The organism is Asticcacaulis sp. SL142 (assembly GCF_026625745.1).
Lineage (GTDB): Bacteria > Pseudomonadota > Alphaproteobacteria > Caulobacterales > Caulobacteraceae > Asticcacaulis.
This window is the reverse complement of the sequence record NZ_CP113061.1, coordinates 670,317-693,895: the sequence shown is the minus strand read 5'-3', so window position 1 is coordinate 693,895 and position 23,579 is coordinate 670,317. Positions and strand designations below refer to the sequence as shown.

24 protein-coding genes and 1 tRNA gene are annotated in these 23,579 nt (G+C 53.9%); 16 read left to right on the top strand and 9 right to left on the bottom strand.

What is annotated here, in order from left to right; all coding sequences use genetic code 11:
- Nucleotides 1–77: 77 nt before the first annotated feature.
- The 6 genes from OVA03_RS03225 (at nucleotide 78) to rplA (ending at nucleotide 3,545) form a co-directional block, all read left to right on the top strand.
- Complete coding sequence (locus OVA03_RS03225) at nucleotides 78–947, top strand: GIN domain-containing protein (protein WP_267526750.1); 870 nt, start codon at nucleotides 78–80, stop codon at nucleotides 945–947.
- Nucleotides 948–1,133: 186 nt separating this feature from the next.
- A tRNA-Trp gene (locus OVA03_RS03220) sits at nucleotides 1,134–1,209 on the top strand.
- A gap of 74 nt (nucleotides 1,210–1,283) precedes the next feature.
- Nucleotides 1,284–1,610, top strand: coding sequence for a preprotein translocase subunit SecE (secE, locus tag OVA03_RS03215; RefSeq protein ID WP_267526749.1), 327 nt, complete (start codon nucleotides 1,284–1,286; stop codon nucleotides 1,608–1,610).
- Nucleotides 1,611–1,622: 12 nt separating this feature from the next.
- A complete protein-coding gene (gene nusG / locus OVA03_RS03210) occupies nucleotides 1,623–2,195 on the top strand; it encodes a transcription termination/antitermination protein NusG (protein WP_189487074.1) in 573 nt (190 codons plus the stop codon).
- 220 nt (nucleotides 2,196–2,415) lie between these two features.
- Nucleotides 2,416–2,844, top strand: coding sequence for a 50S ribosomal protein L11 (rplK, locus tag OVA03_RS03205; protein WP_189487076.1), 429 nt, complete (start codon nucleotides 2,416–2,418; stop codon nucleotides 2,842–2,844).
- An 11-nt stretch (nucleotides 2,845–2,855) separates the two neighbouring features.
- On the top strand, nucleotides 2,856–3,545 hold the full coding sequence (gene rplA / locus OVA03_RS03200) for a 50S ribosomal protein L1 (RefSeq protein ID WP_189487078.1): 690 nt from the start codon (nucleotides 2,856–2,858) through the stop codon (nucleotides 3,543–3,545).
- 58 nt (nucleotides 3,546–3,603) lie between these two features.
- Here the strand turns inward: rplA and OVA03_RS03195 are convergent, their stop codons facing one another.
- Nucleotides 3,604–4,053, bottom strand: a complete 450-nt coding sequence (locus OVA03_RS03195; RefSeq protein ID WP_267526748.1) for a glycine zipper 2TM domain-containing protein — start codon at nucleotides 4,051–4,053, stop codon at nucleotides 3,604–3,606.
- A gap of 432 nt (nucleotides 4,054–4,485) precedes the next feature.
- On the opposite strand from OVA03_RS03195, the gene rpmF reads away from it, so the two are divergent.
- From rpmF to lpdA, 8 genes are all read left to right on the top strand, one after another.
- Nucleotides 4,486–4,668: a 50S ribosomal protein L32 gene (gene rpmF / locus OVA03_RS03190; protein ID WP_189487082.1), complete on the top strand. Its 183-nt coding sequence runs from the start codon at nucleotides 4,486–4,488 to the stop codon at nucleotides 4,666–4,668.
- An 84-nt stretch (nucleotides 4,669–4,752) separates the two neighbouring features.
- On the top strand, nucleotides 4,753–5,412 hold the full coding sequence (locus tag OVA03_RS03185) for an HAD hydrolase-like protein (RefSeq protein ID WP_267526747.1): 660 nt from the start codon (nucleotides 4,753–4,755) through the stop codon (nucleotides 5,410–5,412).
- 85 nt (nucleotides 5,413–5,497) lie between these two features.
- A complete protein-coding gene (gene eno, locus OVA03_RS03180) occupies nucleotides 5,498–6,775 on the top strand; it encodes a phosphopyruvate hydratase (RefSeq protein WP_267526746.1) in 1,278 nt (425 codons plus the stop codon).
- Between the two features lie 305 nt (nucleotides 6,776–7,080).
- Nucleotides 7,081–7,395, top strand: a complete 315-nt coding sequence (locus tag OVA03_RS03175; protein ID WP_267526745.1) for an FtsB family cell division protein — start codon at nucleotides 7,081–7,083, stop codon at nucleotides 7,393–7,395.
- 95 nt (nucleotides 7,396–7,490) lie between these two features.
- Complete coding sequence (gene pdhA, locus OVA03_RS03170; protein ID WP_267526744.1) at nucleotides 7,491–8,519, top strand: pyruvate dehydrogenase (acetyl-transferring) E1 component subunit alpha; 1,029 nt, start codon at nucleotides 7,491–7,493, stop codon at nucleotides 8,517–8,519.
- 11 nt (nucleotides 8,520–8,530) lie between these two features.
- Nucleotides 8,531–9,880 carry a pyruvate dehydrogenase complex E1 component subunit beta gene (locus OVA03_RS03165; protein ID WP_267526743.1) on the top strand — a complete coding sequence of 450 codons (1,350 nt, stop codon included), beginning with the start codon at nucleotides 8,531–8,533 and terminating at the stop codon, nucleotides 9,878–9,880.
- Between the two features lie 11 nt (nucleotides 9,881–9,891).
- Nucleotides 9,892–11,160 carry a pyruvate dehydrogenase complex dihydrolipoamide acetyltransferase gene (locus tag OVA03_RS03160; protein WP_267526742.1) on the top strand — a complete coding sequence of 423 codons (1,269 nt, stop codon included), beginning with the start codon at nucleotides 9,892–9,894 and terminating at the stop codon, nucleotides 11,158–11,160.
- A 105-nt stretch (nucleotides 11,161–11,265) separates the two neighbouring features.
- Nucleotides 11,266–12,666, top strand: a complete 1,401-nt coding sequence (lpdA, locus tag OVA03_RS03155) for a dihydrolipoyl dehydrogenase (protein WP_267526741.1) — start codon at nucleotides 11,266–11,268, stop codon at nucleotides 12,664–12,666.
- Between the two features lie 54 nt (nucleotides 12,667–12,720).
- On the opposite strand, the gene OVA03_RS03150 is transcribed toward lpdA, so the two are convergent.
- The 5 genes from OVA03_RS03150 to OVA03_RS03130 all read right to left on the bottom strand — a co-directional run bounded on the left by OVA03_RS03150 (nucleotide 12,721) and on the right by OVA03_RS03130 (nucleotide 19,307).
- Entirely contained in the window at nucleotides 12,721–14,073 is a 1,353-nt protein-coding gene (locus OVA03_RS03150; RefSeq protein WP_267526740.1) for a PepSY-associated TM helix domain-containing protein, read from the bottom strand.
- A 1-nt stretch (nucleotide 14,074) separates the two neighbouring features.
- Entirely contained in the window at nucleotides 14,075–16,138 is a 2,064-nt protein-coding gene (locus tag OVA03_RS03145) for a TonB-dependent receptor family protein (protein WP_267526739.1), read from the bottom strand.
- 64 nt (nucleotides 16,139–16,202) lie between these two features.
- On the bottom strand, nucleotides 16,203–16,625 hold the full coding sequence (locus OVA03_RS03140) for a hypothetical protein (RefSeq protein WP_267526738.1): 423 nt from the start codon (nucleotides 16,623–16,625) through the stop codon (nucleotides 16,203–16,205).
- Between the two features lie 66 nt (nucleotides 16,626–16,691).
- Nucleotides 16,692–18,251 (bottom strand): AMP-binding protein, encoded by a 1,560-nt coding sequence (locus OVA03_RS03135; RefSeq protein ID WP_267526737.1) that lies wholly within the window; start codon nucleotides 18,249–18,251, stop codon nucleotides 16,692–16,694.
- A gap of 117 nt (nucleotides 18,252–18,368) precedes the next feature.
- Nucleotides 18,369–19,307: an alpha/beta hydrolase gene (locus OVA03_RS03130; protein ID WP_267526736.1), complete on the bottom strand. Its 939-nt coding sequence runs from the start codon at nucleotides 19,305–19,307 to the stop codon at nucleotides 18,369–18,371.
- 235 nt (nucleotides 19,308–19,542) lie between these two features.
- On the opposite strand from OVA03_RS03130, the gene lipA reads away from it, so the two are divergent.
- Complete coding sequence (lipA, locus tag OVA03_RS03125) at nucleotides 19,543–20,541, top strand: lipoyl synthase (RefSeq protein WP_267526735.1); 999 nt, start codon at nucleotides 19,543–19,545, stop codon at nucleotides 20,539–20,541.
- 10 nt (nucleotides 20,542–20,551) lie between these two features.
- Nucleotides 20,552–21,019: a type II toxin-antitoxin system RatA family toxin gene (locus OVA03_RS03120; RefSeq protein ID WP_267526734.1), complete on the top strand. Its 468-nt coding sequence runs from the start codon at nucleotides 20,552–20,554 to the stop codon at nucleotides 21,017–21,019.
- 6 nt (nucleotides 21,020–21,025) lie between these two features.
- Here the strand turns inward: OVA03_RS03120 and OVA03_RS03115 are convergent, their stop codons facing one another.
- From OVA03_RS03115 to OVA03_RS03105, 3 genes are all read right to left on the bottom strand, one after another.
- The gene (locus OVA03_RS03115; RefSeq protein WP_267526733.1) at nucleotides 21,026–21,553 is read right to left on the bottom strand and encodes a CinA family protein; all 528 of its coding nucleotides are present in this window, start codon (nucleotides 21,551–21,553) and stop codon (nucleotides 21,026–21,028) included.
- 112 nt (nucleotides 21,554–21,665) lie between these two features.
- Complete coding sequence (locus OVA03_RS03110) at nucleotides 21,666–22,277, bottom strand: superoxide dismutase (RefSeq protein WP_267526732.1); 612 nt, start codon at nucleotides 22,275–22,277, stop codon at nucleotides 21,666–21,668.
- Between the two features lie 153 nt (nucleotides 22,278–22,430).
- Complete coding sequence (locus tag OVA03_RS03105; RefSeq protein ID WP_267526731.1) at nucleotides 22,431–23,579, bottom strand: bifunctional 2-C-methyl-D-erythritol 4-phosphate cytidylyltransferase/2-C-methyl-D-erythritol 2,4-cyclodiphosphate synthase; 1,149 nt, start codon at nucleotides 23,577–23,579, stop codon at nucleotides 22,431–22,433.

The window sequence follows — 23,579 nt, the reverse complement described above, 5'->3', positions numbered from 1 at the left end:
GTTTTTGGCGACCGCTGGTCACACAATTGACCTGCGGTCTCTTTGGCTGTGCTCAAAATGTTGTCTGGAAAGCGTAAATGACCCAAACCCATATGGTCGCTTATACTACGGCAAGTCTGATTTCAGGACTTGTAATAGCGGCCGCAGCGGCACCTGCTAACGCCCTGATGGCGACCGAACTTGAATTGCGTAATATGGCGGCCAGAGTTGTCATCGTACCCGAGTCCGGGCGCAGCGATATTGATCTCAAAGTCGCCTATGGTTCGTCCAGTGTCCCCAAGATTATGGTCAGAACGTCCGGAGATTCTTTGATCGCGGATGGTGGTCTTAAGGCCAAGACGATACGATGCGTCAATGGCAAAGACGGAGATATCACGTTTGGCGGCATGGGCGGGGCGACGGTGCCGGTCAAGGACTTGCCGGTCATCTATGTTAAAATGCCTGCCGATGTAGTCATCAGTTCAAATGGCGGTGTTTACGGTGAAATGGGAGCGGCGCAACGGCTTGAGCTATCGGTTTCCGGCTGTGGCACCTGGCATGCAGGCCATGTCGCTGAGACGGTTGACATAAGCATCGGTGGTTCCGGTGATGTCACGATCGGAAACGCCCGCTCAGCCAGTATCGCCATTGGTGGCTCAGGCACGGTGCGCACCGGAAATATTTCTACGCTTGAAGCCGCTATCGGCGGCAACGGCGACATAACGGTTTTGCGGCTTAACGGGCCGGGCGAGGTGGCTATTGCCGGATCGGGTGATGTTAAGATCATAGATGGCGCATCCCCCAAGCTGGAACTCAATATTGCCGGTTCGGGTAAGCTTCACTACGGCGGCACCGTAAAAGATGTCGATATCAGTATTGTCGGTTCCGGAAATGTTTACCTCAAAAAGGTCACCGGCAATATACAGCGGTCTGTGATGGGGTCGGGCAACATAAGCCTTGGTAACTAAAGCTGGGCTAACTGATGATTGACCACAATAAAATCAAGTTGAAAGCTGCAAATCCCCTTGCCCTAGGCGTTAAGCGCTGATACACCGCACGGCTCTTAAGGGTCGAAAGTTGTCATAATAACTGAGATTCTGAGTGCACGGCATATCTTGCAGACGTCTACTTTGTGCATGATATGTCACCAACATAGGGGTATAGCTCAGCTGGTAGAGCGCCGGTCTCCAAAACCGGAAGTCGTGGGTTCGAGTCCCTCTGCCCCTGCCACTTTTTTTCTGAGGCTCAAAAACGATTATTTTGGGCCTCCGTTTTGTTGTTTAGAAGTCGGAACGTCGATTCTTATGGCGAAGAAACCTACCTCGAAGACCCCCACGGTATCGTCGGCTAAGGCCGGGGCTGTGGATGTGGCCAAGCCTCAGATGTCTGCGCAAGGGGCGGGGACGAGCGCGTCTTCGGCACCGGTTACACCTAAGAAAAAGACAAGCCCGGCCAAATTCATTCAGGAAGTCCGTCAGGAAGCCCGTAAGATCACCTGGACGTCGCGCAAGGAAACCTGGATCACGACCGTTATGGTTCTGATCATGGTGGTTGTCGCTGCGGCATTTTTCTTTGTGGTTGACGGTATTTTGGGCTTCAGCGTCAGTTGGCTGACGAACATCGGTAGATAAGGACCATCGCACATGGCAAATGACACACTCGACGCTGCCCTTGCTCCGAATCCGCGCCATAAGTGGTACATCGTTCACGCCTATTCAAACTTCGAGAAAAAGGTAGCTGAATCTCTGCGCGATCAGGCTAAGTCGCAGGGGCTTGAAGACAAGTTCTCTGAGATTCTGGTGCCGACCGAAGATGTGGTCGAAATCCGCCGTGGTCGTAAGTTCAACAGCGAACGCAAGTTCTTCCCCGGCTATGTGTTGGTGAAGATGGAAATGACCGATGAGGCTTATCACCTCGTCAAAAATACGCCGAAGGTCACGGGATTCTTAGGCTCCGGCCAGAAGCCCATCCCGGTCACTGAAAAAGAAGTTCAGCGCATTATCGGCACGGCTGATGTTGCGGCTGAAAAGCCCAAGGTGGTTCTGTCGTTCGATATCGGCGAAAAGATCAAGGTCATCGACGGTCCGTTCGCCAGCTTCGACGGTGTGGTTGAGAGCGTCGATCAGGATCATGCCCGTCTCAAGGTTTCGGTGTCTATCTTCGGTCGCGCCACGCCGGTCGATTTGGAGTTCTCACAGGTTGAGAAGACAGCTTAATCAGTAATCCGGATTATTAAGTTCAAAGCCAGGTTTTGCAGAGGTTTTCCGTTGCAAAGTCTGGCTTTTTTGTTTGAAGCGGTTGCGCTGGCTTGGGAAACCGGCTATAGCGACCGCTCTTCGCGTCATGCGAGGTTAAATCCGTGGGAGGCCGATAGCTAAGGCCATCCATACCACGGCTCACAATATCCCAATATATCGGGATTACAGGAGATATCCAATGGCTAAGAAAATCCTGGGCTACATCAAGCTCCAGGTGAAGGCTGGCTCGGCCACACCTTCGCCCCCCATCGGTCCGGCACTGGGTCAACGCGGCGTTAACATCATGGGTTTCTGTAAGGAATTCAACGCGCGTACTGAAAACGTGGAAAAAGGCACTCCGCTGCCGACCATCATTACGGTTTATCAGGACAAGTCGTTCACGTTTGTGACCAAGACACCGCCTGCGACCTTCTTCATCAAGCAAGCTCTGGGCCTTAAGTCCGGTTCGACCAAGCCCGGTCGTGACAGTGCTGGCCAGATCACGCAAGCTCAGCTTCGTGAAATCGCTGAAAAGAAGATGAAGGATCTGTCAGCTCACGACATCGCTTCCGCCGCTAAGATCATCGAGGGCTCAGCCCGTTCGATGGGTCTGAAGATCGTCGATTAAGGGGAATTCTGATGACCAAAATTGCAAAGCGCATCAAGGCTTGGGATGTTGATTCCGTAAAGCTGCACACTGTCACCGACGCCCTGAATGTTGTGAAGACCAACGCCAAGGCCAAGTTTGACGAATCCGTTGAAATCGCCATCAATCTGGGCGTTGACCCTCGCCACGCTGACCAGCAGGTCCGCGGCGTCGTTCAACTGCCGTCCGGCACCGGCAAAGACGTTCGCGTCGCCGTGTTCGCCAAGGACAAGAAGGCTGAAGAGGCTTTGGCCGCCGGCGCTGAAGTCGTTGGTGCCGAAGACCTGGTCGAAAAGATCCAGGGCGGCTTCATGGACTTTGACCGCGTTATCGCGTCTCCGGACATGATGGCTCTGGTCGGTCGTCTGGGTAAGGTTCTGGGCCCGCGCGGCCTGATGCCGAACCCGAAGGTGGGCACCGTTACGCCAAACGTCGCTCAGGCTGTTAAGGACGCTAAGTCCGGTGCCGTTGAGTTCCGCGTTGAAAAGACCGGTATCGTTCATGCTGGCGTCGGCAAGGTGTCTTTCACCACCGAAGCGCTTGAGTTGAACGTCCGCGCTCTGGTTGACGCTCTGGTTAAGGCCCGTCCGTCGGGTGCCAAGGGCCTCTATGTTCGCAAGATTTCGCTGTCTTCGACCATGGGCCCGGGCGTAAAGGTCGATACGTCGTCCGCCCAAGGCTAACATCGGACTAATGCTAAAATTAAAGCCGCCCTGCAAAAACAGGGCGGCTTTTTTATTATTAACGGTCGCGATGTCCACGGTGGCCACGATCGTGATGATCTTGTCGATCATGCCGGTCACGATCACGATAGTAGGCGCGGGGTGGTGGCCCGTAGTGGCCGTAATAGCGTTCGCGGTAGACGTTGCGATAACCATAGCGCGGGCGGTCATTATAGTAGACAGCGACATAGCCGCGCGGCGGGGGTGGGGGATCGTAATAGCCACTATCATCGTATGAGTAATAGCGGCCCTCATAGCAATCGACACTGTTGCGACCCGCACTGTTGCCTACAACGCCGCCCAGAACCGCACCGGCAATAGCACCTTCGGTACGGTCGCCGCGGCCTGCGATATTGCTTCCCAGGGCGGCCCCGGCAATGGCACCTATGACAGTGCCGTTGGTCTGGGCCTCTCTTTGGCGGGCGTAACAGTATCCGTCATAGGCTGAGGCTACAGACGGCAGTGCCATGGCCAGCCCAAGCCCTAAAGCGATCGCAGCCTTGGGAAGGTGGCGTATTAATGGGTTTTTTGAATGTGTTTGCGTTTCCATACTCTTCACCGTGCGTTGACCTAATGTGTCAGTATGGAAACAGATTGCCGCACTGAACCTGAATGGTAACTGAATGGATTATGGCCTGTTTGTGGTAGTCTACCGGCTATATATAAGTGATCTATAAAGACCCTGATGCTGCTTGAAGGATCAAAGCCTGATATTTTCACCATATTCGTGAAAATGACCTTGATCATCCGTCCGTCTTAAGGCATAAGCCCGCCTTCTGGCATGTCATAAGAGATGCCTTCCCCTATTCGCGCTTGAGGGCTGGACATAAAGCTTTCGGCGATATCGTTAGATGCTCAAGGCAACGAAGCGGTAGCACAACTTTAAAGAAGAGAGACGGAAATGGCCGTACCTAAGCGGAAAGTATCGCCTTCACGGCGCAACATGCGTCGTTCGCACCATGCACTCGGCGCAAATCCTTACACCGAAGACAAGGATACGGGCGAGCTGCGCCGTCCGCACCACGTCGACCTGAAGACCGGTATGTACAAGGGCCGTCAGGTTCTGACGCCGAAGAAAGACTAAGTTTTCGGATTGCGACCAGGATTTAAAACACGGCCCATAACGGGCCGTGTTTTTTTATGTCCGAATTGCGGTTATGGTTTGGGGATGACGATTCCCTACACACTCGTGATTTTTGATTTCGATGGGACGCTGGCTGATTCGTTCGGCTGGTTCCTCGATATCTTTGACGAAGTGGCTGATAAGTTCGGCTATGATCGCGGGGATCGCAATAATCTGAGGGCGCTAAGGGATATGGGCGCGCGTGAGTTGCTGGCCTATCATCGGGTGCCGATGTGGAAGCTGCCCATGATCATGACCCATGTTCGCAAACTTCAGGGACAGCATATAGATCGTATTACCCTGTTTGACGGCATTGGTGAAGTGATCACCACGCTCAAACATCAGGGGGTTAAGGTAGCGGTTGTCACCTCCAATGCACGCGACAACGTAGAAACCGTGTTGGGGGCGGATATGGCCACACTTATCGACCACTATGCCTGCGGGGCCAGCCTGTTCGGTAAGGCGGCGAAGTTTAAGGCTTTGCTAAAGACGGCGGGCACGGAGGCACGCTGTGTCTTGTCGGTCGGGGATGAGATCCGCGATATAGAAGCCGCGCGCGTTGCAGGCTTTAAGGTTGGTGCCGTAAGCTGGGGCTTTGCCAATGCCGATCGACTGCGACGTGAAAACCCGGATCATTTGTTTGAATGCCCGCAAGATATATTGGCTGCCCTCACAACGCAGCCAGGCTTACATCCCAATATATGAAGCGTTAGCGTTATCACGGCTTGCGAAGCGGGCAGTTCTCCTCTAATCCCAAGCCGTTAGATGAAGCCTTTTAAGGACGCTCCCCATGACGGAAATCATTGATATTGTTGCGCGTGAAATTCTCGATTCCAGAGGCAATCCGACTGTTGAAGTCGATGTGACCCTGGAAGATGGCTCGTTTGGACGCGCTGCGGTTCCGTCAGGTGCGTCAACCGGCGCCCACGAAGCGGTCGAAAAGCGCGACGGCGATGCCAAGCGCTATCTGGGCAAGGGTGTGTTGCAGGCGGTAGATGCGGTCAACACGGAAATCTTTGACACACTGTCAGGTTTTGATGCGCGCGATCAGCGCCGTCTTGATCAGACCCTGATCAATCTTGATGGTACGGAAAATAAGTCACGCTTGGGCGCCAACGCTATTTTGGGTGTGTCTCTCGCGACTGCCCGTGCGGCCGCCCTGTCATCGGGTCTGCCGCTCTATAAGTATGTGGGCGGTATCTCCGCGCGAGTCCTGCCGGTGCCCCTGATGAACATCATCAATGGTGGCGCCCATGCCGATAATCCGATCGACATTCAGGAGTTCATGATTGTCCCCGCCGGTGCCGAGACCTTCTCGGAGGCTCTGCGTATGGGTGCGGAAATCTTCCACGCTCTTAAAAAAGGTCTGAAGTCCGCCGGCCACAATACCAACGTCGGCGACGAGGGGGGCTTTGCGCCGAACCTTGGGTCGGCCGAAGAAGCATTGTCCTTCATCATGAAGGCCGGTGAGCAGGCCGGTTACAAGGCCGGACAGGATTTCTGGCTGGCTATGGATGTGGCATCGACTGAGTTCTTCAAGGACGGCAAGTACGTCATGGAAGGCGAAGGCAAGACCGTTGATGCGATGGGCATGGTGGAGTATCTGGCCAAGCTGGCTGAGGCCTTCCCGATCTGCTCGATTGAAGATGGCATGGCCGAAGACGATTTCGAGGGCTGGGCAGCCTTGACAGAGCGTCTGGGCGATAGTGTGCAGTTGGTGGGCGATGATTTGTTCGTGACCAACCCCAACCGTCTGGAGATGGGTATTGTCGAGGGATTAGCCAACTCTATCCTAGTTAAGGTCAACCAGATCGGCACCCTGTCGGAAACGCTGGATGCGGTCGATATGGCCCACCGTGCGGGCTACACATCGGTCATGTCTCACCGTTCGGGCGAGACTGAAGATTCGACGATTGCTGACCTGTCGGTGGCGCTCAATTGCGGGCAGATCAAGACAGGATCTCTGGCGCGCTCTGACCGGCTTGCAAAATATAACCAACTGCTTCGCATCGAATCTCAGCTTGATATCGAAGCCGTCTATGCGGGCCTGAGTGTTATTCGCTCTTAAAGACGTATGTCCATAAATATGGTGACGGCGGGAAGGGCAACTTTCCCGCCGTTATTTTATGTGCCCATGGAGTCGCCGCAAAAGAGTTGATCAAAATCAATCAGATTTACGCACGGGGAAAGATTTTTTACATATCCGCCAAAAATGAATGAGGTGGCCGTGCAAAATCTAACACTTGCGCCGATTTTTGTTGGGAAAAGTGATAAATTCTTTGTTGGTCAAAGACATCATCGGTAACAGTTTGTTAACGGGCGGGCGTCAAATTGAGCCTTAATGCTGTCCGCCGTCCAGAAAGGGCGTAAGTCGTGTTTTTACACTTGAGACCTTATTTGCCTACCGCAATCCTATCTATATTGTTGGCCTATTGTTGCGTTCAGTTCATGACAGGCGACAAAGGTCTGTTTTCACAAGAAAACAGACAAAGAGACCTCATGGTTGCTGAAAATAAACTTGAAAAGCTCAAATCCGAACGTCAGGATCTTGAGTCACGGGCGCGTTATCTACGCACAGATAATCTTTCAAAGGATTTACTTGAGGAGCGTGCGCGCGTTATTCTCGGCTTCGGTGAAGCTAACGAATATGTGATCCGCGATCAAATCGACAAAAGCGCTAATTCCTGACACAGCAAGGGGCCTTTACGAGGGGCCATCCTTCTCATAAATGGATAGCGTCTAATTTATTCTGACTTTTTAACATGATGCTCAGGGAGGTATTCATGGCGCGTGCCGCTAAGGCAAGTGACGGAACCCAAGGTTCCAACTCCACCCCATCTGTGAACCGTAATACGTCCAAAGATGATCTTTTAAAATATTATCGCGAAATGCTGCTGATCCGCCGCTTCGAAGAGCGTGCCGGTCAGCTATATGGCATGGGCCTGATCGGGGGCTTCTGCCACCTGTACATCGGTCAGGAAGCGGTTGCCGTTGGTATGGAGGCGGCCTCGATTGACGGGGATCAGGTTATCACCGGCTACCGTGACCACGGCCATATGCTGGCCGCCGGCATGGACCCGAAAGAAGTTATGGCTGAACTGACCGGCCGTATCGGTGGATCGTCCAAAGGTAAGGGCGGTTCGATGCATATGTTTGACATCGAAACCGGCTTCTTTGGTGGTCACGGGATCGTCGGGGCTCAGGTCTCGCTGGGGACGGGTCTAGCTTTTGCTGACTTCTATAAGCAAAACGGCAATGTCTCCTACACCTACTTTGGTGACGGTGCGGCCAACCAAGGCCAGGTGTATGAAAGCTTCAACATGGCCAAGCTGTGGAAGTTGCCGGTCGTGTATGTGATCGAGAACAACGAATACGCTATGGGCACCAGCCTTGCGCGGGCGTCGGCCACCACTGAGCTTTATATGCGCGGTGCATCGTTTGGCATTCCGGGTGAGCAGGTCGATGGCATGGACGTATTTGCCGTCTATGAAGCCGGTTTGCGCGCGTCTGAGCATGCCCGCTCCGGCAATGGCCCCTACATCCTTGAGATGAAGACCTATCGCTACCGCGGCCACTCCATGTCCGATCCGGCCAAATACCGTACCAAGGAAGAGGTCGATGACGTTAAAAAGAACCGCGATCCGATTGATCATATCAAAACCATGATCGAACAGGCCGGGGTTACCGAGGACGAGCTTAAGGTCATCGATAATGAGATTAAGGCCATCGTCCTGGAAGCTGTGGAATTCGCCCAGACCAGCCCTGAGCCGGACCCGTCCGAGCTTTACACAGATGTCTATCTTGAGGCGTAAGGTTTAAACATATGACTGATATTTTAATGCCCGCGCTCTCACCGACTATGGAAGAGGGCACACTATCAAAGTGGCTGGTTAAGGCGGGCGATACCGTCTCGGCTGGCGACGTGATTGCTGAAATTGAAACCGATAAGGCGACGATGGAAGTCGAAGCCGTCGACGAAGGCCAGATCGAAGAAATTCTGATCGAAGCCGGCACTGAAGGAGTCAAGGTCAATACGCCGATCGCGCGTCTGGCTGGCGGTGATAATGCCGCCAAGGCACCGGCGAAGTCAGAGGCTCCCACAGTACAAGCCGTGATTGAGGATAAACCTGCAGAAGCTGCAGCACCGGCCAAGCCTGAGCTTCGCGATCCTGAATTCCCCGAAGGCACACCGATGGTAAAAATTACCGTTCGTGATGCTTTGCGTGACGCTATGGCTGAAGAAATGCGCCGTGACGAAAAGGTTTTCCTGATGGGTGAGGAAGTCGCCCAGTATCAGGGAGCCTATAAGGTCTCGCGCGGCCTGCTGGAAGAATTTGGTGACCGCCGCGTGATCGACACGCCGATTACTGAAATGGGCTTTGCCGGCGTCGGTGCCGGGGCCGCTATGGCTGGATTGAAGCCGATCATCGAGTTCATGACATTCAATTTCGCTATGCAAGCGATCGACCATATTCTGAACTCGTCGGCCAAGACTCTCTATATGTCGGGTGGTCAGATCAAGTCGTCCATCGTCTACCGTGGCCCTAACGGTGCCGCCGCCCGCGTGGGCGCGCAACATTCTCAGGACTATTCGGCGTGGTATGCGAACATCCCCGGTCTTAAGGTCATAGCCCCTTACGACGCGGCCGACGCCAAGGGCCTTCTGAAAGCGGCCATCCGCGATCCGAACCCGGTTGTGTTCCTTGAACATGAAATGATGTACGGTCTTGAGTTCGAAATTCCTGCCGTCGAAGACTTTGTCCTGCCGATCGGCAAGGCCAAGATCCAGCGCGAAGGCAAGGATGTTACCATCGTTGCCCACTCACGCATGGTCGGTTTTGCCCTGAAAGCCGCTGAACAATTAGCGGATGAAGGTATTGATGCCGAAGTCGTCAATCTACGTACCCTGCGTCCGCTGGATACCGACACGGTTATTGCTTCGGTGAAGAAGACCAACCGTCTGGTCACGGTCGAAGAAGGCTGGGGCCCTTGCGGCGTCGGCGCTGAAATCGCTGCCCGCGTGACTGCGGATGCGTTCGACGATCTGGATGCGCCGCCTGCGCGCGTTCATCAGGAGGACGTGCCCATGCCGTATGCTGCCAACCTCGAAGCCCTGACGGTACCGAGCGTTGAGAAAATCATCGCGGCCGTCAAACAAGTCTCGTACAAGTAAGGGAATACATCATGACTGATATTCTGATGCCGGCCCTTTCGCCTACGATGGAAGAGGGCATTCTGGCGAAGTGGCACGTTAAGGTTGGAGACAGCGTCTCCGCCGGTGACGTGATTGCTGAAATTGAAACCGATAAGGCGACGATGGAAGTCGAAGCCGTCGACGAAGGCACTATCGAAGCCATCCTGATTGAGGCTGGCACCGAAGGCGTCAAGGTCAATACGCCGATTGCGCGTTTGGCAGGTGAGGGTGGTTCTGCCGCACCGGCGCCTCAAAAGGCGGCTGAGCCAGCCAAAACCGAAGCTCCCAAGGCGGAAGTGGCTCCAGTAGCGGCGGCTGCCCCGGTATCAGCTCCGGCGGCATCATCTGGTGCGCGGGTGGCGGCATCGCCCTTGGCGCGACGCTTGGCTGAGATCAATAAGCTTGATCTCAAACTGCTCAAAGGCACGGGCCCACATGGCCGCGTGATCAAGCGCGATATCGAAGACGCCCTGAAAACCGGCGCTGGTAAAGCCGGGTCAGCACCTGCGATTGCCGCTGCCAGTGAACCGCGTAAGGCCCAAAGCCTTGAGCAACTGGGCATCGCACCGGGTTCCTATGACCTCGTGCCGCTGGATGGCATGCGCAAAGTTATCGCGCGTCGCCTGACCGACAGCTTCCGTGATATTCCGCACTTCCCGCTGACGATCGATATCGAAATCGACAATCTGCTGGCTGCCCGTGCCAAGATAAACACGGCGCTGGAATCGCAAGGTGTTAAGGTTTCGGTCAACGACATCGTCATAAAGGCGGTAGCACTGGCGCTTAAGCAAGTACCAGAAGCCAATGCGTCCTTCACAACCGAAGGCATTGCCATGCATCACAATGCCGATATTGCTATGGCTGTGGCGATTGATGGCGGGCTTATTACCCCGATCATCCGCAAGGCCGAGACCAAATCCTTGGCGCAAATTGCCAAGGAAACTAAAGATCTCGCCGCGCGCGCCCGTGACCGTAAACTGAAACCCGAAGAATTCCAGGGCGGCACATTCTCTGTATCCAATCTGGGTATGTTTGGTATCAAGCAATTTGCCTCGATCATCAACGAACCACAAGGCTGTATCCTGTCTGTCGGAACTGGTGAACAGCGCCCGGTCGTCAAGGGCGGTCAGTTAGCCGTGGCCACCGTCATGACCGTGACTTTGACTTGCGATCACCGCGTCGTCGATGGCTCGATTGGTGCGAAGTACATCACGGCGCTAAAGGATCTGTTGCAAGATCCGATTAAGATGCTGGCATAAAAACGGGCGCACTATGGTGCGCCTGTTTTTACATTTTATTTATCGCATCGCTGATCCGAAAACCGCGAAACACTTTTCGGGCGATGCTTAGGAGGAACTCTCTCCATGTCTTATGATCTCGTTGTTATCGGTTCCGGCCCCGGCGGTTATGAAGGTGCCATTCGTGCCTCTCAGAATGGCCTTAAGGTCGCCATCGTCGAGCGTGAAGCCCTGGGTGGCATCTGCCTGAACTGGGGCTGCATCCCGGCCAAGGCGCTGCTGAAATCGGCCGAAGTCTATGATAAGCTTCACCATCTTGAGGATTACGGACTTTCGGCATCAAACCCCGGCTATGATTTTGAAAAAGTCATTCAACGTTCGCGCGGCGTGACCAAGACCATGAGCGGCGGCGTCGCCTATCTCATGAAGAAAAACAAAATCGATGTCATCGAAGGCTCGGCGGTATTAGAGCCCGGTAAGGATGCACCCAAGGTTGTCGTGACGCTCAAAGCTGGCGGCACACAGACGATTGAAGCCAAGAACGTCATGCTGGCCGTTGGTGCCCGTGCGCGGGAAATTCCGGCCATCGGTGCGGTTTCTGATGGTGAGCGTATCTGGACCTATCGCAATGCCTTGGCACCAAAGTCTCAGCCGAAGTCGCTGATTATCATTGGTTCAGGCGCAATCGGCATTGAGTTTGCCAGCTTCTATAAGGCGCTGGGGACTGAGGTCACGGTCGTTGAGGCTATGGACCGCATCCTGCCGGTCGAAGATCATGAAGTATCGGCGGAGGCGCTTAAGGCCTTCAAAAAGCGTGGTATCAATTTCCGCGTCGGCGCCAAGGTCACCAAGATCGAAAAGCCCACCAAGGGCGTAGCGGTTCATGTCGAAGTCGCTGGAAAGTCAGAAATTCTGACCGCCGAAGGCTGCATTGTCGCAGTGGGTATCGTGGCTAATACTGACGGTATCGGTCTTGAAAAGCTGGGTGTGGTCATGGACCGCGGCCATGTTAAAAACGACAGCCATGGCAAGACCAATGTTAAAGGTCTTTATGCCATTGGTGACTGCGCAGGCCCGCCCTGGCTGGCGCATAAGGCCTCGCATGAAGCTGTGCATGCGGCGGACTATATGGCCGGCCGCAAGTTGTCCAATCTCAATCCGCCGATTCCGGGCTGTACCTACGCCACGCCTGAAGTTGCATCCGTTGGTATCACCGAGCAGGCGGCTAAAGAACAAAAACTCGATGTCAAAATCGGACGTTTCCCCTTCCGTGCCAATGGCCGGGCAGTGGCGTCGTCTGAGACGCTTGGTTTTGTGAAGGTCATTTTTGAGAAGACAACCGGGGCGCTTTTAGGAGCGCACATGATCGGTGCTAATGTGACCGAAATGGTTCAGGGCTTCTGTCTGGCCATCACCATGGAAGCCACAGAAGAAGACCTGCAAGGCACCGTGTTCCCGCACCCGACCATGTCGGAAGCCATCCTCGAAGCATCTTTGGATGCTGATGGTCGGGTCATCAACACTTAAACGGCAGTAAACTAGACGAAAAAGCCCGGCAGATTTACCGGGCTTTTTTTGTTGTTAGGTGAGCCCCAACCAATCTCTGACCGGCGGAATGCACCTCAAGACAAACCGTTCCAGCACAGCGATAAGTATAAGGCTTATGGCCATAACTGGTAGAAAAGCCGCCATGAACACTATGATGAGCAGTAGACGACCGCCAGGTTTTCCGTCAAGCGTTGCGGGTGCTCCCAACCTGTCAACCGGCCGTTTTGACCACCACATGATGACGGCGCTCACACTTAAGGTCAGTAAACCCAGTGCGGTAAGAAGTCCCAGTAACTGATTGAACCAGCCGAACAAATGGCCTTCATGCAATGAAATCGCCGTCAGGACGACCTTATCCATAAAGGCTTTTTCGGCAAAGCCGGTTTGTTTGACGACTTCACCAGTATCCGCACTTAAGGTTACTGTGCGACGGGCGGTCAAGTTTTGTGTAGTAGAGGCTGCCTGCCACAAGCGATCCCCATCAGGCTTGATGACAACGGGTGCGGGCACGTTAAGCGAGCGCACTATGGGCAGCAAAGCGTCTATGCCGGTCAGATCTGTGCCCATATCGGCCCCCATACCCTTTGCGGGGGCTCCTTGGCCATGGTGGGTGTGGTCGGCCTTAGCCTGTTGTTTGTCCTGGGCGCGGTTGCTACTCCATTCGGCTTTGGCGGAAGCGGGCTTGGTTGCGGCCACCACCGCCTTGAAGCCTGTACCCCATACCGAAGTCCACGGCAGACCTGAAAGCAGGAGTATCAGGGCGAAGGTGGAGATATAAATCCCTGTCACCGCATGAATATCGCGCCAGAACAGGCGCGATCCACCATTCAATCGTGGCCATAGTATGCCCGCCCAACCCGTGACCTGACGCGGCCACCAGAGATAAAGTCCTGTTACAATCAGGACGATGGCCCAGGAGGCAGCCAATTCAACAATGATCTCACCGGGCTTGCCTATAGTCAGTTCACCGTGGATGTTTTTGATGATGGCCATAAAGCGCTCATCTAGGGGTTGGGCTTTGAGGATATCCAGACTCTGGGGGTGGACATAGAGACGGTACAGTTCCCCGCCATCGTTTAGCGTTACCCGCAACGCATCATGGGGATTGTCGCGGATGTCTACCTGCGTCAGCGTGGCGCCATGCATAGCGTGCATGGCCGTATAAATCTGCTGACTGACGGGCTTGGGGGCGCCGTCAAAGGTCAGATTATTGTATTTGGCTTCTAACGCCGCCTCGATCTGCGGCTTGAACAGGTAGGTCGTGCCCGTCAGCGTCAGAATAATAATGAACGGAATGCAGAATAAGCCTGCATAAAAATGCCATCGCCAGATCATCCGATAATCGATGATCCGGCGGCGAACCTTATCGTTTGCCACCGGTTCCATCTTATCGGCTCATCAGTTTGATGCCGACAATTACCGCCCGACCTTCGCCGGGCCAGAACACTCTCCGGGCAGAGGCCGCGACCTTGGTAAAGTCGGTCACAGAATTGACGCTTGAGATATAGCGCTCGTCGCCAAGATTACGGGCATCGACATAAATTTCGATTGAGGGGCTCAGACGTTTGGACACCGACAGGTTCCAGACGGTGTAGCTCGGTGCCTTTGTGGTGTTGGCGAAATCAACCCACACGTCTTCTGGTACCCATTCTACCGACGGGGCTACCCGCCAGCCATTTCCATGACTGAAAGACATCTCACCGCGGTAATAATGCTCAGGCACCACCGGTAACTGATTGTCGCTATAGACCTTATCGCCATCGAATTTGAAATCAGACCAAGTGTAGGTCTGGCGAAGGACAGTCGACCACCCGCCAATAGTTCCGATTTTCCAGTCCAGTGCGGTCTCTAAGCCCTGATGGATTGTGTTTTGCGCATTGAAGGTTGCCGCCGGAAGGCCCGCATCGACCGGAATATAGGTCAGCATTTCACCGTCGATTTCGGCACGGTATATGGATGCATCCCAGACGAAATGCGCGCTGCGTCCGCGGGTGCCGATTTCAGCGGTCACAGCCTCTTGCGGTTGCACATTCACAAACTGCGGCAATGGGCTTTGAACCAACGCACCATAGTTGGGCGCTTCGACCGATTTGGTGATATTGGCAAAGACCTGATGGCCGGTTTCGTTCTGCCACATAAATCCGATGCGTGGCGCGAACCAGTCAAAATCCTTATCAGCGTTGTTGGCAATATTCAGGTGGTTTATGTAATCGCGCTTAGTCCAGCCGTAGGAACCACCCGTGATCAAAGCCAGTTGGTCGGTGACAAACAGACGGCCTTCGGCGAATACATCCCAGCTTTCAGAGTTTTGAACCGCTTCGCCTATGACCATGCCGGGTGAGCCCAACACATTGGTGGTTGTGTGGCTATCGACCAGACCTTTACGGTAGTTGGCGCCGATGAACAGGTCATAGGCCTTACCGCCGATTTCACCCTTGCCATCAAAGCGGCCAAAGGCCCCGTAATTCTGGGACTGCTGGTCGATGTGGATTGAGATAGGGTGGATCAGATGTTTCCAGGCCGCATAGACACCGCCTTCAAAGCGCCAGTCCTCATTGATTTGCCAGTCGGTTTGCAAGGTGCCGCGCGCAGACTTCACATTGCGACCGTATTTGACGGCGGCGTAGTTGGGCGCGTTGGTCATTTCCGGTGTCGTCAGAGCCTCTGTCTGACTAAGCGCGCCTGAAATACGCTGATCAAGGTCATTGCCCTGAAAAATGAAGCGCACAGACCGATTATCACCGAAACGGCGGCCGAGGTTTAAGGTCAACCGCTTAGCTTCCTGATCGGCATTGTCGCGCCAGCCATCGGCACGAAGCACGGTTGTGGCCAGATAAAGGTCGTAATCGCCAATAACATCGGCATAGGCCACATGGGCGCGGGCCGTGCCGAATGAGCCGCCTTCGACGCGCAAAAGACTGCGGTATCCGGCATCATAGCCGGTGGGGGTGACATAGTTGACCGCGCCGCCAAGCTGAGAGCCACCGAAGCGCAAGGCATTTCCACCCTTGTAAACCTCGATATAACGGGCGGATAACGGATCGATTTCCTGAAAATCACCTGAGCCATCGGCCTGATTGAGGGGGATGCCGTCAACACTCAGCCATGTGCCCCGGTTGTGGGTGTTGTTGCCGATACCGGAGCCGCGAATCGAAAAGCGGCTGTCTTCACCGAACTTCTTTTGGGCAAACACGCCGGAGACATTTTTCAGGGTATCAAACAGGCCCATAGCATAGCTGTTGCTATAGGTCTCATTGGCGACCACCGAGACGGCGCCCGGCGTGCGGGCCAGCTTTTCACGGGTGGTTTTGACGACACTGGGGTCTTCTGAAGACGCGTTGGCAGTGACGATAACGGTCGGGATATCAGTCTCGGCCTCTGCGGCATGAGTATAAACCGGCAGGGCAAGCAGGGATGCGCTGGTCAGCAGCGCACAGGATAATTTTGTCATGGGACTTCACATCTGAAACAGAAATAGGCACGTCCGGGTAAAGACCGGACGCAGGTGATGTATTTCAGATGTGGCTGGGTGGTCCGCAGGAGTGAGGACGGGGCGGGGCCTGAGACTGCGGCCGCTCATGCGCCCGGTTTAACGGAACGATGGCGGCAATAGCCGGATACTGAACCGGCTCAAAATGTGACCAGTCTGGCGTTATGGCGGTTAGGCTCGCCAACACGCAATCCGGACATTTCAGCCCTTGGGTCTTTGTAGAATCTTCGGCCTTGAGTGTGGCGGTAAGGTTGTAATCGACAACCGGTTGCGCATTGCCCCCATCGCCGGAACACATCACGAAAACAGTTTCGCCGCCCCGCGACATGGCCATCACATGGGTGGGGAACACGACTTGCAAAAACAGAGCGATCGCCACGCCGAAAGACGCCCAGAAACGGGTATCTGAGGCGGTATTAGCTCTGCAATGTGGTCGTGATCTGGCCATATTCGCCTTTAGACGGTGGCTTATGTGCGATGTCAAGACAACATAGATGTATTGACCGATGCGGCATTACGCCGCACGCACCTCAATATCGGCCAGGCGCTGAAGGGTCACATAGTCGGTCTTGCCTGAGCCTAAAACCGGCACTTCGTTGACTTTGAGGATCTTTTTAGGGATCGCCAGAACGGGTGCGCCATTTTCCTTGGCCCAATCGGTCAGGGTGGCAATATCAGCAGTCGAATGATCGGTGATTAGCACTAGGCGCTCACCTTTTTTATCATCCGCGACAGCGACCACCGCATGGCGATTCTGCGGCCATACGACTTCGGCAATACGCTCTACGGCGGTTAAGGACACCATTTCACCGGCGATCTTAGCGAACCGTTTCACACGGCCAAGTATGTGGATATAGCCTTCGTCATCAATATTGACGATATCGCCCGTGTCGTGCCAGCCATCCATTGGGGCTTCGATAATATCGGGGTTGGCCTCATTCAGGTAACCCGCCATAATATTGGGGCCCTTGATGAAAAGACGCCCGCCGACAGCAATACCATCAACCGGGTCGAGCCGGTAGCTCATCCCCGGCAAAAGTTGGCCGACCGTGCCGTGACGGTTGTGGGCCGGATTATTGACCGCCACGACCGGAGACGATTCAGTAACGCCATAGCCTTCGAGGATTTCCGCCCCCCCGAATTGGGTTTTAAACAGTTGATGGGTTTCTTCGCGCACCTTTTCAGCGCCGCAAACAATGAAATCCAGCGATTCAAAGGCATCGGGCTCAGCGGTTCGGGCGTACTGATTGAGGAAGGTGTCGGTCGAAAAAAACAGTGACGCTTGAGTTTCTTTTATCAGCGACGGAATCTGCTTCACATGCAGCGGGGAGGGATATTGAAACGACCTCAGCCCCAAAAGTAGAGGCATAAGAACCCCACCCGTCAGGCCCAGCGAATGGAAAATCGGCATGGGATTGAAGGCAATCCAGTCCCGCTTGATATCAATATGGCAGTCCAGTTGGGCGACGTTAGATGTCAGGTTACTTTGGCTTAAGACCACACCGCGCGGGCTGCCGAACGAGCCTGAGGTGAACAGAATAACGCCAGGATCAGAGGGTTTGGCCTTATGGGCGGCAAGCTTCGGAAATAATGATCCCCACAGGGCGTAAGCCTTGATATCCAAGGTCACTTTTTTGCGCAGATCATCCAGATAGACGACCTTGACATAGCCCTGTATGGCCTCAATCAACTCATCCAGCTTGGCTTGCTCAACAAATCGGCGTGAGGTCAAAATCGTCGTGAGGCGAGTTAAATTCACCGCCGCCTTGATGTTGGCCTGACCCGATGTGAAATTAATCATAACCGGCGTCGTGCCATTGGCATGGAGCGCGAAGAATGACATGGCGCCGCCAATGCTGGTCGGCAGCATCAGGCCGGTTCGGGGTTCAGAACCGATATGTTTCGAGATAAGCCGAGCCAGAGCAAAGGTGCGCCGAAATAATTCTTTATAGGTGATCGGCTGGCGTTCCTGATCCTCGATAATGACACGCTCCGCCCCCATTGTGGATTTGGCTTTGATCAGGGCGTCAAAGAGAGAGGCGGAGGCGTCTTCCGCATTAAAGCTGCGCTCCATGCGCGGTGGCTCCCATCAATATATCGGTTCCGAAACGCCATCTGGCCGTATTATTTCGGTTTTCCTGAATTTAACCTCATTCATCACCATGGGTAAAGGTTTATGACAACCCATATTTCAGCGTAATGTGGTCTGTGTGTGCGTTTGTTCAATGAATTTATTAATTTCAGCGCTCAGGTCTTTGTTTTTAAATATTCTTTTGGTAGAGCAAGTTTTGATGCCCGCACAGATCCGCCCTGCATCATTCGGCGGCGCTGCCTCTTCGCCCGTTATGATGAGCCGCCGGGGGGCCTCCCGGCCAAAATTCAACCCTTTAAGTCCCCGAGATGTCACGTTGCCTACGGCCTTATCCATTTCGATTTGCCAGGTTTGACTTACCGAGCGCAGGCGCAGATCCGGATTGGCTCTTTGCCATTTATGCGCCGTCTGCGCCCACTCATCTGATGGCACATTTTCGCCGCGCCAGCCTGTTGGGGCGGGCTCCGGGGGGCGCAGATAGGGTGAATAGGCAATAATTCCGCCAATCGGGATGGTTTTGGGATCAATCGACAGAGCGGTCAGGGCACCGGTTCCCGTGCCGACAATATAGACGGGGCGAACGGATGAAGGGCGTATGACCTTACTGACCAAATCCTCAACCGCTTGAACGCTATGATGAAAATCAGGTGTATGGATTTTGTCGCCCTGTAGGAAATAGCGTCCGGAGCCACCCTGACCGGGAGCCTCATATATCCAGACCGTATAGTTCAGTGAAATCAGATCACCGGCCAGTTCAAAATAGGCTTCGGCCGGAAACCGGGCGTCCGCGACAATCAGTATGTCGGCTCCTGGGTTAGTCGGAGGTGCCGCGACGCCGTAACGGGCTTCAGGGAGGTTGCCGCTTTTAAATCCGCTCCACACAAAGCCTGCCGGCGGGAAATGTTGCGGTGACAGCCCCGGAGGGGTTTGACTATCGACAAAGACCTTGTCTGGATGATGCGACGTGTCATCCTGATTTTTAGTGCAGCCTGCCGCGCATAACACGGTCAAGGCCACTATGGCTGGCAATAGTCGCATGGTGCACCGTATGAATCAGTCATGGATTTGTCAGGCCCGATTGTATGATAGGGGCGAATCCTTTTCCGGGCTATCTGATTTGTTACAGGGTGTTTTATCCTGTCACGCTTTTTGATCTGAAAACTGACTGCCGCCTGAGTACGTGGTTTATTTGACTTGATATTGACCGGCAAAAAGACCAATTAGGTTATGAAATGGTCGCACGGTTGTGGGGCTGCCCAAGGTTTTAAGTAGAATGGTCACGATCATCAACCGGCTCGGTAATGCGGCTGTTAATGCTCCCGATACCGAACTTGCCTCGCCTGTTCGGGAATTGCGTCATCCTGAAAAACAGAACCGCCCGGAATCACCGATTTTGAAAAAACCGGACTGGCTGCGGGTTAAGGCACCGGGCTCGGCGGGTTATAACGAAACCCGCAAGATCGTGCGCGATGCCAAGCTGGTTACGGTGTGTGAAGAGGCGGCATGCCCCAATATCGGGGAATGCTGGACCAAAAATCACGCGACCCTGATGATTATGGGTGATACCTGTACGCGGGCCTGCGCCTTCTGTAACGTCAAGACCGGCATGCCTGCGCCGCTTGATCATGATGAACCGAACCGCGTCGGTATGACCGTGGCCAAGATGGGCCTATCTCATGTGGTTATCACGTCTGTCGATCGCGATGACCTGAGTGATGGCGGTGCGCAGCATTTTGCCGAAGTCATTCGCCAGATCCGCCTGCAATCGCCGAAAACGACGATTGAGATTCTGACGCCTGATTTCCTGCGTAAAGACGGGGCTGCGGAAATCGTCATCGACGCCAAGCCGGACGTTTTCAATCACAACTTAGAGACTGTGCCGCGCAATTATTTGAAAATCCGGCCTGGTGCGCGTTATTATCACTCCCTTCGTTTGCTGGAGCGCGTGAAAGAACGTGATGCGCAGCAGTTCACTAAATCCGGCATTATGGTCGGCCTTGGCGAATCCAAGGAAGAGGTCATGCAGGTTATGGATGATATGCGCTCGGCCGGCGTCGATTTTATTACAATCGGTCAGTATCTTCAGCCGACCCGTAAACATGCCGCCATTGATCGCTTCGTGTCACCGGATGAGTTTAAGGCCTATGAATCTATTGCGCGCGCCAAGGGCTTTCTGATGGTGTCATCGAGCCCGTTAACCCGGTCTTCACACCACGCAGGCGAAGATTTCGAGCGCTTAAGAACCGCGCGTGCGGCCCTGACTGGTCGCTAAGGAAGTTTCAGTGGCAAAGTTTCATTTAAACCGCGTTTTACCTTTTTCTGCCGATAAATTGTTTGAGATGGTCGGGGATGTTGAGCGTTATCCTGAGTTCGTACCGTGGATAAACAATTTGCGGACGTTTAATGTGTCGCGTCCCAGCGATGACATCACCAGGTTTGATGCGGATGTGGCCGTCGGTTTCAGCTTTCTGACGGAGCGCTTTACCACCCGCGTGACGCGCTTTAGTGAAAATAAGACGATTGATATTGTCCTGCTCAAAGGGCCATTTAAGCGGCTGCACTGCACCTGGAAATTTTCAGACCAAACCATGAGCAATGGTAAGATTGGTGCTGCGATCGATTTCAATATCGACTTTGAGTTTAAAAACCCATTCCTGGATGGTTTTTTGCGCGCCAATTTCGATAAGGCCGTGTCTAAGCTCATGGCCTGTTTTGAGGGCCGCGCACAGGCGCTGTACCCGACTGTATAGTTGCGGCTAAGCGGGTAAATCCAGCGTTTTCAAATGGTCATAGACCCATTTTAAAGCTAAATGTACACTTTCCTCGCGAATATAATGGCGGCCTTTATCCTCAAAATAATGGACATGGCTCATGGTTTGCGGCTCTCCGTCAGTGCCTTTGAAGCTTAGGCCAAAACACACCATCCCGACAGGCTTAAGTGCGGTGCCGCCAGCGGGGCCTGCGATTCCCGTCACACTTATCGCTATGTCCGCGTTGGCGTGCTTCAATGCACCTTCGGCCATAGCGTAGGCGGTTTCTAAACTGACCGCCCCATGCGTATCCAGAATTTTTGGTAACACCCCCAAAAGCTTGGTTTTGGCGACGTTGGAATAGGTCACATAGCCTTCTTTATATATATCGGATGCACCGGGTATTGAGGTGATCGCGCCAGCAATCAGTCCGCCGGTGCAGCTTTCAGCCGTCGTCAACACCTTACGCTTAAGCTTGGCTTCGGCCACCACATCACCAGCCAGACTATAAAGAGGAGATAGATTTTCGGTCATCGTAAAATATCCTTAGATATCTTTGGGCTATCTTAGAGACATACCACAGGCATCAACGAAAAAGAGCGGGGTTTTGGCCCCGCTCTCGTAAAGATATTGTGTGCTTAAGGGATTACACGCCGGGATGCAGCGGTGCATCCAGATTGGCGTTGGCAAACTCCCAGTTCACCAGCTTATCGAGGAAGGTCTCAATGAACTTAGGGCGCAGGTTCTGATAATCGAGGTAATAGGCATGCTCCCATACGTCCAGCGTCAGCAAAGGCTTATCGCCCTTGGTGAACGGCGTTTCGGCATTGCCCGTCTTGACGATTTTCAGCTTACCTTCGGCGCCCAAGACCAGCCAGGCCCAGCCTGAACCAAACTGAGTGGTGCCCGCCGTCTTGAAGGCTTCGGCAAAAGCCTCATACCCACCAAAATCAGCGTCGATTTTTTCAGCGATCTTGCCGCTTGGCTTGCCGCCACCGTTAGGGGTCATGGATGACCAAAAAAAAGTGTGGTTCCAGACCTGAGCCGAGTTGTTGAACACACCGGCGTTAGTGCCTTCGGATTCTTTGACGATGTCGACCAGAGACTTGCCTTCAAACGGGGTGCCCGCGATCAGCTTGTTGAGGTTATCCACATAGGCCTTATGGTGTTTGGCGTGGTGGAAGCTGAAGGTGTTGGCCGTCATATAGGGCTCAAGCGCATCAGCCGCGTAGGGAAGGGGGGGAAGTTCGAATGCCATGACGACCTGCTTTCGTGTGTGAGGATAAACGCTAATATCCCCACACATATATTGAGGGGAAAATTTTGAATTCAAGGCATTATCTAGTGAGAATGTCTCGCAATAATACCCCTATAAATTCAATGGGTAACAAGAACCAGCCACTATAAATTATCAAGCCCGAACCACCGGCATCTCGATCAAACAAATCGCCTGAGCCGCCAGCCCTTCTTCGCGGCCTGTAAACCCCATTTTTTCGGTCGTGGTCGCTTTGACACTAATGCACTCCACCGGCAGGGACAGGATTTCGGACAAACGGGCGCGCATGGCTTCGCGGTGAGGTTTCACCTTCGGGCGCTCGCAGATCAAAGTGACATCAACATTCACCAGTCGCCCACTTTTTTGACGAACCAGGGTGGCGGCGTGTTTCAGAAACACATCAGATGACGCGCCTTTCCACTGCGGATCAGTGGGCGGAAAATGATCGCCGATATCCCCTAAGCCCACAGCCCCTAAAATCGCATCGGTCAGGGCGTGAAGTCCGGCATCGGCATCCGAATGTCCAATAAGGGTTTTATCATGCGGGATTTCCACCCCGCACAACCACACGCTTTCGCCGTGCCCCCAGCGATGCGCATCGAAGCCCTGACCGACACGTATCTGGGTTTGGGTTTCTGACATGATCAGCGCCTCCAGTAACTCAAAATCTTCTTTGTAGGTGAGTTTGTGGAGGCGCTGAGAGCCTTCGACCACCTCAACCCTTATGCCTGCATGATCGGCCACAATGGCGTCATCCGTGGGCTCCTGACCGTTCGTCCATGCCTGATAAGCCCGGACGATATCACCGAAGCGAAAGACCTGCGGCGTCTGAGCACGCCAGAGATGTTCGCGCGTAGGCGCATCTGTAATCGTATCATGATCAGTTTTTTTCAACGAGTCCGTTACCGGCAAAGCCAATATAACCGCCCTTGCCGTCTCCATGCGCAATAGCAAAGAATCGATGAGCGGAGCCGTAAGGAATGGCCGCGCGGCATCATGGATCATGATAATGTCATCACCCGCGGCGTTCAGAGCCTTCAATCCGGCCTGAACAGATTGGGCGCGTGTGCTGCCCCCCGGTGTCACTATGGCATTGGGAAACTCAGCTTGCGCTTTGGCCACATCGTCTTCGGGGACAACAATGATAATTTGCGCAGCGCCTGCATTTTCAAAAGCTTCTACGGACCAGTTCAGAACTGGCTTCCCGCTAAGCGACATCCATTGCTTACGCCCGCCTGAGCGTGTACCAGAACCGCCCGCAACTATTATAGCTTTAAATGTCAT

Excerpts from the sequence above, each read along its gene's own strand:
- OVA03_RS03225 (WP_267526750.1), top strand. The coding sequence starts at position 78 with ATGACCCAAACCCATATGGTCGCTTATACTACGGCAAGTCTGATTTCA.
- secE (WP_267526749.1), top strand. The coding sequence starts at position 1,284 with ATGGCGAAGAAACCTACCTCGAAGACCCCCACGGTATCGTCGGCTAAG.
- nusG (WP_189487074.1), top strand. The coding sequence starts at position 1,623 with ATGGCAAATGACACACTCGACGCTGCCCTTGCTCCGAATCCGCGCCAT.
- rplK (WP_189487076.1), top strand. The coding sequence starts at position 2,416 with ATGGCTAAGAAAATCCTGGGCTACATCAAGCTCCAGGTGAAGGCTGGC.
- rplA (WP_189487078.1), top strand. The coding sequence starts at position 2,856 with ATGACCAAAATTGCAAAGCGCATCAAGGCTTGGGATGTTGATTCCGTA.
- OVA03_RS03195 (WP_267526748.1), bottom strand. The coding sequence starts at position 4,053 with ATGGCACTGCCGTCTGTAGCCTCAGCCTATGACGGATACTGTTACGCC.
- rpmF (WP_189487082.1), top strand. The coding sequence starts at position 4,486 with ATGGCCGTACCTAAGCGGAAAGTATCGCCTTCACGGCGCAACATGCGT.
- OVA03_RS03185 (WP_267526747.1), top strand. The coding sequence starts at position 4,753 with ATGACGATTCCCTACACACTCGTGATTTTTGATTTCGATGGGACGCTG.
- eno (WP_267526746.1), top strand. The coding sequence starts at position 5,498 with ATGACGGAAATCATTGATATTGTTGCGCGTGAAATTCTCGATTCCAGA.
- pdhA (WP_267526744.1), top strand. The coding sequence starts at position 7,491 with ATGGCGCGTGCCGCTAAGGCAAGTGACGGAACCCAAGGTTCCAACTCC.
- OVA03_RS03165 (WP_267526743.1), top strand. The coding sequence starts at position 8,531 with ATGACTGATATTTTAATGCCCGCGCTCTCACCGACTATGGAAGAGGGC.
- OVA03_RS03160 (WP_267526742.1), top strand. The coding sequence starts at position 9,892 with ATGACTGATATTCTGATGCCGGCCCTTTCGCCTACGATGGAAGAGGGC.
- lpdA (WP_267526741.1), top strand. The coding sequence starts at position 11,266 with ATGTCTTATGATCTCGTTGTTATCGGTTCCGGCCCCGGCGGTTATGAA.
- OVA03_RS03150 (WP_267526740.1), bottom strand. The coding sequence starts at position 14,073 with ATGGAACCGGTGGCAAACGATAAGGTTCGCCGCCGGATCATCGATTAT.
- OVA03_RS03145 (WP_267526739.1), bottom strand. The coding sequence starts at position 16,138 with ATGACAAAATTATCCTGTGCGCTGCTGACCAGCGCATCCCTGCTTGCC.
- OVA03_RS03140 (WP_267526738.1), bottom strand. The coding sequence starts at position 16,625 with ATGGCCAGATCACGACCACATTGCAGAGCTAATACCGCCTCAGATACC.
- OVA03_RS03135 (WP_267526737.1), bottom strand. The coding sequence starts at position 18,251 with ATGGAGCGCAGCTTTAATGCGGAAGACGCCTCCGCCTCTCTCTTTGAC.
- OVA03_RS03130 (WP_267526736.1), bottom strand. The coding sequence starts at position 19,307 with ATGCGACTATTGCCAGCCATAGTGGCCTTGACCGTGTTATGCGCGGCA.
- lipA (WP_267526735.1), top strand. The coding sequence starts at position 19,543 with ATGGTCACGATCATCAACCGGCTCGGTAATGCGGCTGTTAATGCTCCC.
- OVA03_RS03115 (WP_267526733.1), bottom strand. The coding sequence starts at position 21,553 with ATGACCGAAAATCTATCTCCTCTTTATAGTCTGGCTGGTGATGTGGTG.
- OVA03_RS03110 (WP_267526732.1), bottom strand. The coding sequence starts at position 22,277 with ATGGCATTCGAACTTCCCCCCCTTCCCTACGCGGCTGATGCGCTTGAG.
- OVA03_RS03105 (WP_267526731.1), bottom strand. The coding sequence starts at position 23,579 with ATGACATTTAAAGCTATAATAGTTGCGGGCGGTTCTGGTACACGCTCA.